The organism is Synechococcus sp. MEDNS5 (assembly GCF_014279875.1).
Classification (GTDB): Bacteria; Cyanobacteriota; Cyanobacteriia; order PCC-6307; family Cyanobiaceae; genus Synechococcus_C.
The window spans coordinates 1,407,112-1,422,453 of record NZ_CP047952.1; the positions used below are offsets into that span (position 1 = coordinate 1,407,112).

Consider the following 15,342-nt stretch of genomic DNA (forward strand, 5'->3'; position numbering starts at 1 on the left):
CCATGCAGCTTGGCAGGATCGTGGACAAGCAACGTCAGGACAGTTCCTTGATCAGGATCACCATCCAAGGAACTCTTCTGATCCCAGTGATAGGAGGCGTCCTGCCTGCCGTTGTTCACTCCGCTCCTTTACAGGCTGGCGCTGCTGCACCTCCCCTGAATCTTGGCGGCAGCACGCTGCAACTGGAACGCAGCTGGGAACGCCTCAATCAACAGCTCGACAGCCTTGACACCCTGCTCGGACCTGCACCAGCGCTGGATGCAAGCGATGACCTCCTGACTCCGGAGTTACCCGCCAATCTGATGGACGCCAACCGACCGGCAGAGGGTCCGTTGCTGGACGACAACAGTCGGCCAGACAATCCCCTCGCCCTTCCGGGCAGCGCCAGTACGGCCACCCCCGTGCAATCGGTCACCCTGGAGCAGTCAGTCGCCATCGCCTTCCGCAACAATCCTTCCCTGCAGGTGCAGCGTGAACGGATCGAAGCCCAGGCCGCCAGGGTGGCGTCGCTGTCCGGCACCTACTGGCCCACGATCAGCGTGTTTGCCGACGCCGAGGGATTCCAAAGCGGCAGCACGACTTATTCGCCCTACGCCAACAACTCGTTTGGATTCGGGCCTTTGTTTGCCGAACAAGGACAGGCACCAAATCTTGCCCTCACCAACATCAGCGCCACGGGGAGTGATGAGCAGGCAGGACCCTTTTTCGTTCCTGCCGGCGGTGGCCTCTATACCGTAGCCAACGGAGTGGAATCCCAGGCTGGACTGGAACTGAATTATGCAGTGATCGATTTCGCGCGCACCCCCAGGGTGCGGGCCGCTGAAGCCAGGCTCGAACAGTTCCAGCAGCAGTACGCCAACCAGCTTCGGACCCTGCAGTTGGAAGTCAGCGAGGCCTATTACCAGCTTCAACTCAACGAGCAGTTGGTGCGCATCCGCGACGCCGTGGTGAGAACGGATTTGATCGTGTTGGAAGACACCCTGAATCTCAAACAGGCTGGTCTGGTGCCACGCGTTGACCTGCTGCGCCGCAGTGCCACCCTCGCCACAGATCAGGAAGATCTCATCCAGGCTCTTGCTGACCGCGCGGTCTCCAGACGGGCTCTCTGGAGCGTGCTCAATCTGCCTGCTGATGTGATTCCCAGCGCCGCTGACCCGATCACCCTCTCACCGGCCTGGCCCCTGAATCTTGAACAGACGCTGCTGGCCGCTTATGACGACAACCCAGAACTCGACGCGATCCTTGCCACAAGGCGGGCGCTGGCCTTGCGCCAGGACGAGACTGCGGCCCAGCTGCTTCCCCAGCTCAGCCTGTTTGCCTCTGTTGGCGGACTGGCCTCTGTGGAGCGCATCTTCAACTTTTCCCTCATCGGTGGCGGCTGCTGTGGCGCCACATTTCTGCCGCTGGAGCAGGTCGCCGGATACGACTGGTCGGTCGGTCTGGCGTTCAACTGGATGATCTTCAATGCCGGTGTCACCTCCAATGCCGTCAAAGCGCTGTCCATCCAGGAACAAGCCGCAACCCAGGCCTATGCGGCCACTCGCAATGCCATCCGCCTTCGCCTTGAACGGGCCTTCTTGAACCATGAGGCCAGCCTCGCCAAGCTGCTTTCAGCGCGTCGTGCCGTGGGAGCCAGCAAGGAAGCCTTCCGTGACAGCACCCTTCGCTACAAAACAGGCCTTGCCAATGAAGTGGATCTCTCCGTCACCCAAACCCAGCTGGTGAACTCCCTGGTCAATCGCCTGATCGCCACCGTGGATGTGAATGTCACCTACGCCCAGCTGCTCAGGGAACTGCTTCCCATGCCTCGCAACCCGCAGCAGGCCATTCCAGCAACCCTCACCCTCGAGCAGTCGTCGCTTCGATCAGCTCCCTGGCCTTGAAGACCACCAACGCTCGATCCGATAGCCGAACACCACCAGAAACACAACCAACCAAAACCACAGTTCTGGGGGGTTGGCATTCAACAGAACGATTAGCAGAACGATCTCAGAAATAAGCCAAGGAAGCTCCTGACGGAGAAGAGGACGGATGGCCATGGCGTTAAGACATCACTGTGGAGTTCCGGGCTGCCTTAGGAAGGGCAGATCCCAGACACGATCGATGCGGAAGGTGCGGAACCCACCGGTCAGCGAGCGCAAACCGGGAATGATGTAGGTGATCGGAGATCGCCATTCGACGTAGGCAAATGTATCGACGGTGAGGCCATCGCGGATCGGAAACACGCCGCTGCCTTGAGACAAGGTCCAGCGGTAACCATCATCGCTGCCGGGGACACGATCGAGTTCGATCTCGGCACGCATCACCGGCCCATCCTTCACCAGTTCTTCGGCCAGCTGACCATTGCCGACGGTTGTGGAGATGTCTTCCTGCGTCGCAGGCAGCGTGAGCACACTGCGCACTTTGCCCTCGATCCCACCGAAACGACCACGCTGGTTCCAGTGTGGGACCACCTCCACTGGAAGCCCGAGCGGGAGACGACGGGCATCCGCCGGAGAAAAGTAGGAGACAGCAATCAGATCGCCTCCGGTTTTACGTTGATTAGCCGCTGGTGCTTGGTTTCGGCCAATGGTGCCGAGGCGGTCACTGGTTTTCACGGTCTGACCGGCAATGACCTGTAAATCGAGAACCGTTCCACTGCGCTCGGCGATCACCTTGCCATCGAAGGCAATCTTGGCTTCCGTCACCTTGATCTGGCGCTTGAGATCGTCGATCTGAAAGGTTCGATCGAGTTGCTCGGTTTCGATGCCCAACTTGATCTGCTGGAACTGTGTGATCTCATCCTTGCGCTGAATCTTGATGTCATCCAGCTGAACACTGGTCGTCGTCAGACCTTGCTCTGCAGACACCACAGCCCTTGACAGCGGCGCCACCACATCGCGCTGGGCAAGCCAATCGAGATTCTTGAGCTTGCTGGTGTAGGTGGATTGCAGTTGAGCCAGCCGTTTCTGATCGTCATCGAGCTTGGCGAGAGCCGTGTCCAGGGCTGCCTTGGCAGTGGCGATACGCAGAGCGTCGCGTTTGTTGAGCTCCTCGTTCTGAAGGATTAGCTGCTCGAGATTGCCTTGCTGCTGATCGAGCTGCCGTTCCAGCACTGGGAGATACAGGGTCATCAACACCTGCCCCTGGCGCACCCGGTCACCCACCTTGGTGTCAAGGCTCAGAACCTGCCCTCCCGAGCGGGCATTGAGGATGCCCGCATTGTCGGGGTAAATCAAAACGCCCTGACCTTCCACTTGCGTGGGAACAGGCCAGAACATCAGCCAAAGGCCAAACAATCCACCGACACCTGCCAGGGATGCACCAACTTGCTGGTGCTCGGAGAGGCCATTCCAGCGACCTCTGAGTCGTTCAACCCGGCTGGATGTCGTCATAGGGGCATCCTGCTGCTGACTCGCAACTGCCGCTGCACGCAGGAGGACAGTTCATGCCGACGGCATCGATTCAAATCAGCAGGGTGAAGGAGGTGATCACTGACTCAAACAATCCCTGAACCTTCGTCCAGCGCTCTTCGTTGGTGCTGGTGGCCAGGGTGTAGAGGCGACCGCGATCAACCACAACCGTGGCCAGCTCGTGCCGATCGCGGTTTTGAAGATGAACGGCGTATTCCAGGTCATAGAACGTGTGACCTGCGCTCTCCCGTTCGCGCGCTTCGATGAGTTCAGCATCACGGCCGCTGCCGTCGGGAGCAATCACCTCACGACGCAGTCGTTCGCCGATGGCAACGGCACTTCCCAGCCCTTCAAGGTCATTGTCTGGATCCACATCGGAAACCACCAGGCTGACGGTTTCATCACTATTGATCAGGTCGTGAAAGACCACCTGCGGCCCCCCGGTCACGGCCACGCGGGTCCACCCAGCCGGGTAGAGGAAGGCATAACGTCCGTCGGGGCTCTTAAAGGAGTTGAGCCCCGCCCCCGCTCCGCTGCACGCGGTCAGCATCAAGACGCAGAGAAGTGCGCACAATGTTCTGAGCGAAGAGTGCAGCGGAAAACGCATCGGGACATCGTCAGGATGGGAGCATTCTGCCCGTGCAAATGCCTGCCTAGATTCCGGACACTTGCCAAAGAGTTCTGAGCGGCTTTACCCGCCCACTGGCACGGCTGATCGATCAATTCGAACGGTTGCCTGGTATTGGCCCACGCACTGCCCAGCGACTGGCCCTGCACCTGCTTCGCCAACCGGAGGAGCAGATCCGCAGTTTTGCCGATGCACTCCTGGCGGCGCGAACGGAGGTTGGCCAGTGCCAGACCTGCCACCACCTCAGCGCAGAGACAATCTGTGAAATCTGCCGTAATCCGGAACGGTCCAACGGCCAGATCTGCGTGGTGGCTGATTCACGCGATCTCCTGGCACTGGAACGCACCCGGGAATTTTCAGGTCATTATCACGTTCTCGGAGGCCTGATCTCACCCATGGATGGAATCGGCCCCGACCTGCTTCAGATCTCCAGCTTGGTGAAGAGGGTCGCAGCCAACAACACCGACGAAGTGATCCTGGCGCTCACGCCCAGTGTGGAAGGCGACACCACCAGCCTCTATGTGGCCAGGTTGCTCAAGCCGTTCACCCGTGTCAGTCGGATTGCCTATGGGCTGCCGGTGGGCAGTGAGCTGGAATATGCCGACGACGTCACCCTCAGCCGGGCGCTCGAAGGGCGGCGGGCTGTGGAGTGATGGGCATGGGTCAGATCAGTCGCTACTCCTCGATCCCGCCGCGGGAACGTCTGCCCGAGTGGTTGCGGCGATCCATCGGCGACGCCTCCGCGATCGAGCGTGTTCAAACCCTTGTGAAATCCAACGCCCTTCACACCATCTGCGAAGAAGGACGCTGCCCGAATCGGGGCGAATGTTACGCCGCCGGTACGGCCACATTTCTGCTGGGTGGGTCCATCTGCACACGCAGTTGTGCGTTCTGTCAGGTGGACAAGGGCCGGGCACCCGAAGCCCTGAACCCCCTGGAAGCGGAGCGGGTGGCGGATGCCGTGATCACCATGGGGCTCCGTTATGTGGTGCTCACCGCTGTTGCCCGCGACGATCTTGAGGACCATGGCGCTTCTCTCTTCACCACGGCCATGGAAGCGATCCGACAGCGCAATCCGCTGATCGCGATCGAGGTGCTCACTCCAGACTTCTGGGGCGGCCAGCCGGACCAGCGTGAAGGGATCCAGATGCAGCGGCGGCGATTGAAAACGGTTCTCGACGCCTCCCCCATCTGCTTCAACCACAATCTGGAAACCGTCGAGCGCATGCAGGGCGAGGTGAGACGGGGTGCGACCTACGAACGCTCGCTGGGACTGCTGGCCGCTGCCAGGGAACTCGCACCATCGATCCCCACCAAAAGTGGGCTGATGCTCGGACTGGGCGAAACCCGAGAGGAGGTGATCCAAACCATGGAGCACCTTCGGGCTGTGGACTGCCAACGCCTCACCATCGGTCAGTACATGCGGCCTTCCCTGGCCCACATTCCCGTCGCCCGCTACTGGCATCCGGATGAATTCTCAGAACTGGGCCATATCGCCACGGAACTCGGCTTCTCCGTGGTGCGCAGCGCTCCACTGGTGCGCAGCAGCTATCACGCCGCGGCCTGAGCACGCCAACGCCCTAGAGCGCCTTCGAGCACAACTGCACAGTCGCCCACCATCAGTTCACCTGCACCGCCCCACACCATGCGCAGAGGGAGATCCAAAAGAGCAGCCTGCACCTCCCGCACCGACTGGAATCCCTTGGCCTGGAAGTAGCGGACCAGTCGCCGATGCTGACGCTCGTCATCTCTGATCGCGAGCAGACGGGCACGGCGGCAAGGGGTTGCTTCAAGGGCCCAGGCCATGGTCGCGGCCCAAATCAGATCAGCGCATCCCGCCGGTGCACCGGGGAGAACTCGCAGCGTGTCGAGCTGAAGTCCACCGGCCCGTCCATAGGCCCAGGCTTTCATCTCCCCCAGCAACTGCAGCCTCTCCTCGCTGGAGCGCGCCACCACCAGCCGCAGACTCCACAGGCCCAGGGGACGCCCAACCTGCAGCCTCAGCAGAAGGTCGCGGCTGCAAGCCTCACGTTCAAGTTGATCCAGCATCGGCTCAGTCTGAGGGGTAGGAGGTGACCGAGGTCACCGCCTCAACAGGCAAGGCGCCATAAAGGTGGGGGAACAGCTCTCCACTGGGAACGGCATCAGCGCGCAAGGGGGCCTGAATCTGCATCGGATCAACGGTGAGCAAGCGGACATCACCGGCATCAGCGTAAAAACGCCGAAATGTATCGGGTATCTGGTCTCGCCAGGACAGGTGAATGAAACCCACCTGTTCCACAGACAACCCCCGGGTTGAGGTGGAGTAGTGGCCGCAACGCTCGGCCTGCGACCAGTCCTCTGCAAGAGCCAGATGGAACAGAGGTTCGTTTTTGGGTACGGCGATGGCATCGGCTGGGAAATGGGGCTGATGCCCCCCTGGAGCCCATGGATCGGCCCGTTGCATCAAGCGTTCAAATCCAGGGTTGTCGAGGAAGCCCTGCAACCAGCCGCGCAGGCCCTTTAACCCCTGATCACTGTCGAATCCCTGCGGATCGGCAATCCGCCACTGACGCACAAATGGGAACAAGGCAGCGTCCGCCAGCGAACATCCACCCTCCAGAAGCCAGCCTCCATAGCCGTCGATCCGCTGCGACCAGCGATGGAGAATCTCCAGACCAGCCTGTCGGTGCTGTTCTTTGCAGGCTCCGGCATAACGATCGGTGTATTTGAAGCGATCCAGATGATGCTTGAACGCACCATCGTTGGCGTTGATGAGCTCCCGGATCTCGGCTTGCTGCTTGAGGCACGGCCGACGGGCGAGATCACGGGGATCAGCCTGGTGCAGGGCCCAGTGCATCACATCCACACTTTCGGCGATGGTCGTCCCGTCGGCGAGCACAAGAACAGGAACGGTCCCCTTCGGCGACCTCTCCAGCATGGCGGCGGGCTTGGCCTTGAGTTCTACTTCCCGCCATCGCACCAGGAGACCTGCCTCGAGAACGGCCCAGCGGGCTCGCATGGCGTAGGGACAGCGCCGGAAGCTATAGAGAATCGGCAGGGGTGCCATGGTCAGTGACCACCTGCGTGCTGCTGCTCCCACTGGCGTTGGCGTTCACGGAAACGGGCACGATCCTGATCCGAGAACTGGTCCCTGCAGTGAAGACACTGCACCCCGGGGATATAGCTCTGCATCGCCCGTTGCTCAGGCGTGAGCGGCAGGCCGCAGGCATGACAAAGCCTGTGCTGCCCTGGGTGAAGCTGATGGTTGAGGGCGACGCGCTGATCGAACACAAAGCACTCCCCTCTCCATCGGCTTGCGGATTCGGGAATCTGCTCCAGGTAGCTGAGAATTCCTCCCCGCAGATGATGAATCTCAGGGAAACCGTTCTGCATCAGAAAACTGCTGGCTTTCTCGCAACGGATGCCACCGGTGCAAAACATGGCGATCCGAGCCGGAGCCTTGCGCTCCACCAGCGGGCGAAGTTCCTTTTCAACCCATTGCGGAAACTCTCGGAAGCTGTCGGTGCCTGGATCGACAGCACCCTCAAAGCTGCCAATGGCCACCTCGTAGCGATTGCGCGTGTCGATGAGGAGCGTATCGGGATCATCGACCACAGCATTCCAGTCGGATGGGGAAACGTACGTGCCAACCCGCGCGCGCGGATCGACGGACGGGACGCCCATGGTCACAATTTCCTTTTTCCGCCTCGCTTTGAAGCGCCGGAAGGCCTGACGGTCACAGCGGCTGAATTTCACCTGAAGGCGCTCAAAATGCGCTTCGCCAAGGTCTAGATCACACCGCAAGCGCTTGAGAAGTTGCTCAACACCCTCATCAGGACCGGAAATGGTTCCGTTCACCCCCTCGGGTGCAAGCAGCACGGAACCGAGAACAGTCCCCTGAGCGGCCAGTGCTGGAAGCTCCTTCAACAACGCAGAGAGGGTGTCCCTCTCCAGCGGGGTGAAGGCGTAGAACGCAGCCACCAGGAACCGCGATGGAGCTGGGGGCAGCGGGCTCATGCAGCGGAAGTCTCCTGCCAGCTGGCCTGTACTCCGGCTGCATCGAGAAGGGCACGGTCGGACTCAACCGCAGGGTTGCTGGTGGTGAGCAAGGAGTCTCCGTAGAAAATCGAGTCGGCTCCAGCCTGCAGGCAGAGAATCTGCGCTTCGCGATTGAGCTGCTCACGCCCGGCACTGAGCCGCACGCGGCTGTAGGGCATCAGGATCCGGGCAACAGCCACCATGCGCACAAGCTCCAAGGGGTCAATGCTTGGTTCGGCCTCCAGTGGGGTGCCCTCCACAGCAACGAGCGCATTGATTGGCACACTTTCAGGATGGGGATCCAGACACGCCAACACCCGCAGCATTGAGGCGCGATCACGGAGCGACTCGCCCATGCCGATGATGCCGCCGCAACAGAGCGTCACGCCTGCCTTTCGGACCCTTTGAAGCGTTTCCAAACGCTCCTGATAGGTGCGCGTGCTGATGATGTTGTCGTAATGCTCCGGACTGGTATCGAGGTTGTGGTTGTAGGCCGTCAGCCCGGCTTCTGCCAGTCGTTCAGCCTGTCTGTCGGTGAGCATGCCGGCAGTCACGCAGGCCTCAAGGCCAAGCCCCCTCACGCCACGGACCATTGACAGCATCGATTCGAATGCAGGGCCCTCGCGGATTTCACGCCAGGCCCAGCCCATGCAGAAGCGATCAGCACCGGCTTCAGCAGCCACGCGGGCCCTGTCGAGGACCGCCTGCACCTCAAGATCAGGCTGGCCTGTGACATCACTGCTGTGATGCATCGACTGCGGACAGTACGCACAGTCCTCCTCGCAGCCTCCGGTCTTGACGCTGAGCAGTGAAGCCAACTGCACTCTGTAGCCGGGATTGGCGGTGCGGTGCACAGCCTGAGCGTTCCACAGCAGATCCATCAAAGGGCTCTGGAGAAGCGCTTCGATCTCTTCCAAAGACCAGTTATGGCGTTGCTCTACCCGTTCGCTCATCGCACCAGCCACGTGTCCTGCAGTGATCAGGATCCCAGAACGTCGGGCATCACCCCATCCAGTCCGCCGAAGCGGCGACGACGGCTTTGGTAGTCGGTCAGAGCGGAAAGGAGGGCATCAGTACCGAAATCAGGCCAGCACACATCGGTGACATGAATCTCGGCGTAGGCCAGCTGCCAGAGCAGGAAATTGCTGATCCTTTGCTCTCCACTGGTACGAATGAGGAGATCTGGATCGCACTCTCCAACGGTGTAAAGCTCTGCTGCAAGAGCGCTCTCGTCAATCTGTGAAGCCTGAAGTTCTCCGCTTGCGACCCGTTCAGCGAGGCGACGGGAAGCGCGGACCAGTTCCCGTCGTCCGCCGTAGTTGGTGCAGACATTGAAATGAATGCCTCGGTTGGCGGCCGTCCGCGCTGTGGCATCAGCGATCAGCGCCTGCAAACGCGACGGGAGGGCTTCAAGATCTCCGAGAAAGCGGATGCGCACCTGTTCTGATTCCAGTGCATCCAGCTCCCGCTGCAGCACTCTTTCGAACAGCGTCATCAAGAAATTCACCTCCTCACCAGGGCGCGACCAGTTCTCCGTTGAAAAGGCATAGGCCGTGAGAGCACCGATGCCCCAGTCGTTGCAGAGCCTGAGCGTGGTCTTGAGGGCTTCCACTCCAGCCCGATGCCCCATCACCCGGGGCAGGCCGCGCGCTTTGGCCCAGCGACCGTTGCCGTCCATGATCACCGCGATATGGCCAGGCAGCCTGGAGGGGTCCAGACCATCGGGACAACGCCTGGACTCGAGCTGATCGGCACTGGTGGCCAGTTGACGACTCAAGGCAGGAATTCCTGAGTTCCTTTCTTCACGCTACGTGGAGATGGTGCTTTCACTGCCGCCGATGAAACCGAGCCGGCGATCAGTTCAGTGAGCAGGTCCTGCAAACGAGAGCTGGTAATGGGTCGCTCAAGCTTGCCCTGATTGGCGAGGGACAGGGTGCCGGATTCCTCAGAAATCACCACGCAGATGCAGCGATCAAAGCGTTCGGTAATCCCGAGTGCGGCCAGATGTCGAGTTCCATAGCGACTGACCCCTTGTCTTGACAGGGGCAGGATCACCCCTGCCGAAATAATGCGGTTTCCCTTGATCACCACCGCACCGTCATGCAGCGGTGTATCGGATGCGAACAGATTCAGCAGCAGTTCTTTGCTGAGCTGAGCATCAATGGTGATCCCCGGATTGAGAAAGTCCTCAGGCCGAAGGTCACTGCCAAGGTCAATCACGATGAGTGCACCACGACGACTCTTCGATAAACGCCCCGCAGCGTCGGTGAGTTGAGCCACCGTGCTCGCGGTCGTTCTCAGTCGGCTTTGAGGATTGCCAAGCAGCACAGCCAGCTTGCCCGTGCCCAAGAGTTCCATCAGCCTGCGCAGTTCCCCCTGCCAGAGGATGGCCAGAGAGAGGGAACAGGCCAGCACCAACGCATCAATGAACGTTGAGGTCAGGGGCAGCGTCTCGGACCACTGGACAAACCACCCCAAAAAAACGAGGAAGAGATACCCCCTGAGCAACCACAGCGTTCGCTGTTCGTTGACGCGGGAAAACAGCAGGAAGCCGAGAACAACGGCGCAAAAGACATCGAGAAGGCGCCACTGAAAAAGTGAGGATGACAATTGGTCGTACAGCTGGCGCAACTGCAACACCGCCAACACGTTCATCCACACCTGCTCTCTCTATTTTCAGACTACCGATCGCAAGCGTTCTGGCAGCAGGTCGTATCGCAGTAAATCCTCTGGCTGCTCCCTGCGCTGCACCAGTTCCGCTTCAGCACCTTTCACCAACACCGTGGCAGGCCTGGGAATGCGGTTGTAGTTCGAGCTCATCGAAACGTTGTAGGCCCCGGTCGCGAGCACCACGAGAATCTCTCCACTGGTACAAGCCGGAAACGCCAGATCTTTCAGCAGGACGTCCCCAGACTCACAATGCTTTCCGGCAATCGTGACCGTCTCTTCAGGCTCCGCCTTGGGTCGGTCGGCCAAACAGGCTGTGTACTGCGATTGATAGGTAATTGGCCGGGGGTTATCGCTCATGCCCCCATCCACAGAGAGGTAGGTGCGGATTCCGGGCACAACCTTGCGAGCCCCAACCGTGTACACGGTCACCCCTGCAGGCGCCACAAGCGACCGACCGGGTTCACACAAGAGGCGGGGGAGATCCAGATTGCGCTGCCGGCAGGCCGATGCCACCGCCGTTCCTACCACTTGAACCCAGGCATCAATACTCGGTGGATCGTCGCTGCTCACATAGCGAATCCCCAAACCGCCACCCACATTGAGATCACGGACTGGATGTCCGAGCTCGCGGGCCAAGCCAAGGGCATCAGCCATGACGGCGGCAAGATCGCGATGGGGTTCCAGCTCAAAAATCTGCGAGCCGATGTGGGCGTGCAAACCCTCGACCCTGGCCCAAGACGCACCTTGCAGAGAGCGGAGCACAGGTTCGAGCTCGTCCGGATCGAAGCCGAACTTGCTATCGAGATGTCCAGTGCGGATGTACTCGTGGGTGTGGCACTCGATTCCCGGAGTGAAGCGGAGCATGAGCCTCACCGGCTCGCCATTCTCCGGAACGAGGGTTTGCAGTAGATCCAGGTCGTGCTGGTTATCGGCGACCACCATCACGCCGCTGCGATAAGCGAGTGCCAGCTCCTCCAACGACTTGTTGTTGCCATGCAGCACCATGCGATCAGCTGGCATGCCTCCATCGAGGGCTGTGATCAACTCTCCGGCAGAAACAGCATCCAGGCCGAGCCCTTCCGACGCAACCAAGGCCGATAAGGCCATCGAACTATTGGCCTTTGAGGCGTAGATCGCCAAAGAAGGACCGGGGTAATGACGTTCAAGGGCCTCCCGATAGGCCCGGCAAGCTTGGCGAATACTGGCTTCGTCGAGCACGTAGAGGGGCGTTCCATAACGCTCTGCCAGGTCGCTCAACGCACAGCCACCAACCGTGAGTTTTCCCTGTGCATCGATCTCGGCCGTGATCGGAGCGAGGTTTCGATTGGGACTGTTTGTGTCACACCCGAGTTCAAAAGGCTGAGACATGGAGCGTGTGACAGAACCGATGGGCAATGGTAAGAGGCACGTTGTCCGGAAAGGTGAATGGAGGGCTCTCAAGGCCAAAACGAACCGCGCCCTCTCGGGATCGAGGACCTGGAGGCCTGCCTGGCACTTGATCGCATGGCTCTCAACGGTCTCTGGACATCAAAGCAATGGACGCGAGAACTGACCGACGACCACAGGATTGCACTGGGGATCGAGGATGCGGAGAGCCAGCTGATTGCCCTCGCAGCGGGTTGGCTGGTGGCTGACGAACTTCAGATCACGGCTGTCGCCGTTGCCCCCCATCAGCGCAAGCAGGGGCTCGGAACTCAGATCATGAAGGCCCTGATCCAGCGGGGAGGGATCGCTGGGGCTGTACAGGCAAGCTTGGATGTGGCCAGCACCAACCGAGCCGCGATCGCTTTGTACGCAAGTTTGGGGTTCGTGACCACCGGATCCCGACGGAAGTATTACCGAGATGGGAGCGACGCACTCCTGCAGTGGCTGAAAATCGAAAACAGTAGGGATATCCACACTGATCAAACAGATAACTCGAATACTTTTCGGCATTGATTAATACTTTTTGCGGCGTCTAACCCAGAACATCACTGGGATTTCCTGCTGAAGCGGGAGTGGCCACACTGACCCGACACTCCTGATAGCTTGGTAGCACCAGTTGCCGGCCTGAACGATGTTCGAGAGGTTTACCGAGAAGGCCATCAAGGTGATCATGCTGGCCCAGGAAGAGGCTCGTCGCCTTGGCCACAATTTCGTTGGCACTGAGCAGATCCTGCTGGGTTTGATTGGTGAAGGCACAGGAGTTGCAGCCAAGGTCCTCAAATCCATGGGCGTGAACCTCAAAGACGCCCGGGTTGAGGTTGAGAAAATCATTGGACGCGGCTCTGGCTTCGTCGCTGTGGAGATTCCCTTCACGCCACGAGCTAAACGCGTGCTCGAGCTCTCCCTTGAGGAGGCGCGTCAACTCGGTCACAACTACATCGGCACGGAGCATCTGCTGCTCGGGCTGATTCGCGAGGGCGAGGGCGTCGCTGCCCGGGTTTTGGAGAATCTCGGGGTGGACCTCTCCAAGGTGAGAACCCAGGTGATCCGCATGCTCGGAGAAACTGCAGAAGTTGGAGCTGGTGGAGGTGGATCGGGAGGCAAAGGTTCCACGAAAACACCAACGCTCGATGAATTTGGGAACAACCTCACCCAGCTTGCAGCCGAAGCCAAGTTGGATCCCGTGGTTGGTCGTCAGAGCGAGATCGATCGTGTCATTCAGATTCTTGGCCGCCGCACCAAGAACAATCCAGTTCTGATTGGGGAACCCGGCGTCGGCAAGACCGCTATTGCCGAAGGCCTGGCGCAACGGATTCAGCAGGGGGAGATCCCTGACATCCTTGAAGACAAAAGAGTGCTCACCCTCGATATCGGATTGCTGGTTGCCGGTACGAAATACCGAGGTGAATTCGAGGAGCGGCTCAAGAAAATCATGGAGGAGATCAAGTCCGCCGGGAATGTGATCCTCGTGATCGACGAGGTTCATACCCTGATCGGAGCCGGTGCTGCCGAAGGTGCCATCGATGCTGCCAACATCCTCAAGCCAGCCCTTGCGCGAGGTGAGCTCCAGTGCATCGGAGCGACCACGCTTGATGAGTACCGCAAGCACATCGAACGTGATGCTGCTCTTGAGCGACGCTTCCAACCGGTCACAGTTGGCGAGCCCTCCATCGAGGACACCATTGAAATCCTCAAGGGTCTGCGCGAACGCTATGAACAGCATCACCGACTGAGAATCACCGATGAGGCGATTGAGGCCGCTGCGACTCTGGGTGATCGCTACATCTCCGACCGATTCCTTCCCGACAAGGCCATCGATTTAATCGACGAGGCAGGCAGTCGTGTTCGCCTGATGAATTCCAAGCTTCCGCCGGAAGCCAAAGAGGTGGACAAGGAACTCCGTACTGTTCAGAAGGAAAAGGAGGATGCAGTCCGCGAGCAAGATTTCTCCCGTGCCGGTGAACTGCGCGACAAGGAGGTTGAACTGCGGGACAGAATCCGTTCTCTGCTGCAGTCCACACGCCAGGAGTCGTCTGCAGAAGGGCAAGTTTCGGAAGACGCTTCAACGCAAGTCATTACTGCGCCAACTGATGAATCGGGAGCCACGGCATTGGCAGTAGCCGGCACCACACCGGTTGTGAATGAGGAAGACATCGCTCAGATCGTGGCGTCCTGGACGGGTGTGCCCGTTCAGAAACTCACGGAGAGTGAGTCGGTGAAACTTCTCAACATGGAGGAGACGCTGCACAAGCGCTTGATCGGTCAGGACGAAGCCGTCAAAGCCGTGTCCAAGGCGATCCGTCGGGCTCGCGTAGGTCTAAAAAATCCAAATCGCCCTATCGCCAGTTTCATCTTCTCCGGCCCGACTGGTGTGGGCAAAACCGAGCTCACCAAAGCGCTAGCTGCTTATTTCTTCGGAAGCGAAGACGCCATGATCCGCCTCGACATGTCGGAATTCATGGAGCGTCACACCGTCAGCAAATTGATCGGATCACCTCCGGGTTACGTGGGTTTTAATGAAGGTGGCCAGCTCACCGAAGCCGTGCGACGCAGGCCTTACACCGTGGTTCTGTTTGATGAGATCGAAAAAGCACATCCTGATGTGTTCAATCTGCTGCTGCAGCTCCTCGAGGATGGCCGTCTGACCGATTCAAAGGGCCGAACCGTAGATTTCAAAAACACCCTGATCATCATGACGTCGAACATCGGTTCGAAAGTGATTGAGAAGGGTGGCGGCGGCCTCGGTTTCGAATTCTCCGGTGAAAACGCCGAAGAGAATCAATACAATCGGATTCGCTCTCTGGTTAACGAAGAGCTGAAGCAGTACTTCCGCCCTGAATTCCTCAACCGACTCGATGAAATCATCGTGTTCAGGCAGCTCAACCGCGACGAGGTGAAAGAGATTGCTGAAATCATGCTGCGTGAAGTCTTCGGTCGTATCGGTGAGAAAGGGATCATCCTCACGGTTTCCGATGCGTTCAAGGAACGACTCGTGGAGGAGGGCTATAACCCCGCCTACGGCGCCAGACCACTGCGTCGTGCCGTCATGCGCTTGCTCGAGGACAGCCTTGCCGAGGAAGTTCTCTCTGGTCGCATCAAGGACGGGGACGAAGCAGAGGTCGACGTTGAAGATGGCAAGGTGGTTGTCAAACACTTAAATCGCGCAGCCACCGAGACCCCTGAGCTGGCCAGTGCCGGTCGCTGACC

The 15,342-nt window shown here is 59.5% G+C and carries 15 protein-coding genes; 5 read left to right on the top strand and 10 right to left on the bottom strand.

The genetic code is table 11. The features are described 5' to 3' along the window. The first annotated feature begins 2 nt into the window (after positions 1-2). Positions 3-1,883 carry a TolC family protein gene (locus tag SynMEDNS5_RS07560; RefSeq protein ID WP_255440069.1) on the top strand — a complete coding sequence of 627 codons (1,881 nt, stop codon included), beginning with the start codon at positions 3-5 and terminating at the stop codon, positions 1,881-1,883. On the opposite strand, the gene SynMEDNS5_RS07565 is transcribed toward SynMEDNS5_RS07560, so the two are convergent. The 3 genes from SynMEDNS5_RS07565 to psbP form a co-directional block, all read right to left on the bottom strand. After that, positions 1,866-2,039, bottom strand: a complete 174-nt coding sequence (locus tag SynMEDNS5_RS07565; RefSeq protein ID WP_186582827.1) for a hypothetical protein — start codon at positions 2,037-2,039, stop codon at positions 1,866-1,868. The genes SynMEDNS5_RS07560 and SynMEDNS5_RS07565 overlap by 18 nt on opposite strands. 12 nt (positions 2,040-2,051) lie before the next feature. Continuing rightward, the gene (locus tag SynMEDNS5_RS07570) at positions 2,052-3,374 is read right to left on the bottom strand and encodes an NHLP bacteriocin system secretion protein (protein ID WP_186582828.1); all 1,323 of its coding nucleotides are present in this window, start codon (positions 3,372-3,374) and stop codon (positions 2,052-2,054) included. A 70-nt stretch (positions 3,375-3,444) separates the two neighbouring features. Continuing rightward, entirely contained in the window at positions 3,445-3,999 is a 555-nt protein-coding gene (gene psbP / locus SynMEDNS5_RS07575; RefSeq protein ID WP_186582829.1) for a photosystem II reaction center PsbP, read from the bottom strand. Positions 4,000-4,094: 95 nt separating this feature from the next. Here psbP and recR point away from each other — a divergent pair, with 95 nt between their 5' ends. Both recR and lipA read left to right on the top strand, forming a co-directional pair. Further along, complete coding sequence (recR, locus tag SynMEDNS5_RS07580; protein ID WP_370593590.1) at positions 4,095-4,673, top strand: recombination mediator RecR; 579 nt, start codon at positions 4,095-4,097, stop codon at positions 4,671-4,673. Positions 4,674-4,687: 14 nt separating this feature from the next. Continuing rightward, positions 4,688-5,587, top strand: a complete 900-nt coding sequence (gene lipA / locus SynMEDNS5_RS07585; protein ID WP_186585903.1) for a lipoyl synthase — start codon at positions 4,688-4,690, stop codon at positions 5,585-5,587. Here the strand turns inward: lipA and SynMEDNS5_RS07590 are convergent. From SynMEDNS5_RS07590 to lysA, 7 genes are read right to left on the bottom strand one after another with little or no spacing between them, the layout of a single operon-like run. Then, on the bottom strand, positions 5,572-6,069 hold the full coding sequence (locus SynMEDNS5_RS07590) for a hypothetical protein (protein ID WP_186582830.1): 498 nt from the start codon (positions 6,067-6,069) through the stop codon (positions 5,572-5,574). The two genes, lipA and SynMEDNS5_RS07590, sit on opposite strands and share 16 nt — an antisense overlap. Before the next feature lie 4 nt (positions 6,070-6,073). Continuing rightward, positions 6,074-7,069 carry a DUF952 domain-containing protein gene (locus SynMEDNS5_RS07595; RefSeq protein WP_186582831.1) on the bottom strand — a complete coding sequence of 332 codons (996 nt, stop codon included), beginning with the start codon at positions 7,067-7,069 and terminating at the stop codon, positions 6,074-6,076. 2 nt (positions 7,070-7,071) lie between these two features. Then, the gene (locus SynMEDNS5_RS07600; RefSeq protein WP_186582832.1) at positions 7,072-8,019 is read right to left on the bottom strand and encodes a rhodanese-related sulfurtransferase; all 948 of its coding nucleotides are present in this window, start codon (positions 8,017-8,019) and stop codon (positions 7,072-7,074) included. Next, entirely contained in the window at positions 8,016-8,993 is a 978-nt protein-coding gene (bioB, locus tag SynMEDNS5_RS07605) for a biotin synthase BioB (protein WP_186582833.1), read from the bottom strand. The genes SynMEDNS5_RS07600 and bioB overlap by 4 nt, the downstream gene beginning before the upstream one ends. A 26-nt stretch (positions 8,994-9,019) precedes the next feature. Beyond that, positions 9,020-9,817 (bottom strand): isoprenyl transferase, encoded by a 798-nt coding sequence (locus SynMEDNS5_RS07610; RefSeq protein ID WP_186582834.1) that lies wholly within the window; start codon positions 9,815-9,817, stop codon positions 9,020-9,022. Further along, on the bottom strand, positions 9,814-10,695 hold the full coding sequence (cdaA, locus tag SynMEDNS5_RS07615; RefSeq protein ID WP_255440070.1) for a diadenylate cyclase CdaA: 882 nt from the start codon (positions 10,693-10,695) through the stop codon (positions 9,814-9,816). Before cdaA ends, SynMEDNS5_RS07610 begins: the two co-directional genes overlap by 4 nt. A 21-nt stretch (positions 10,696-10,716) precedes the next feature. Beyond that, positions 10,717-12,078 (bottom strand): diaminopimelate decarboxylase, encoded by a 1,362-nt coding sequence (gene lysA, locus SynMEDNS5_RS07620; protein ID WP_186582835.1) that lies wholly within the window; start codon positions 12,076-12,078, stop codon positions 10,717-10,719. A gap of 57 nt (positions 12,079-12,135) precedes the next feature. On the opposite strand from lysA, the gene SynMEDNS5_RS07625 reads away from it, so the two are divergent. Further along, the gene (locus tag SynMEDNS5_RS07625) at positions 12,136-12,648 is read left to right on the top strand and encodes a GNAT family N-acetyltransferase (protein WP_186582836.1); all 513 of its coding nucleotides are present in this window, start codon (positions 12,136-12,138) and stop codon (positions 12,646-12,648) included. A gap of 118 nt (positions 12,649-12,766) precedes the next feature. Beyond that, on the top strand, positions 12,767-15,340 hold the full coding sequence (locus SynMEDNS5_RS07630) for an ATP-dependent Clp protease ATP-binding subunit (protein ID WP_186582837.1): 2,574 nt from the start codon (positions 12,767-12,769) through the stop codon (positions 15,338-15,340). The last annotated feature ends 2 nt before the right edge of the window (positions 15,341-15,342 follow it).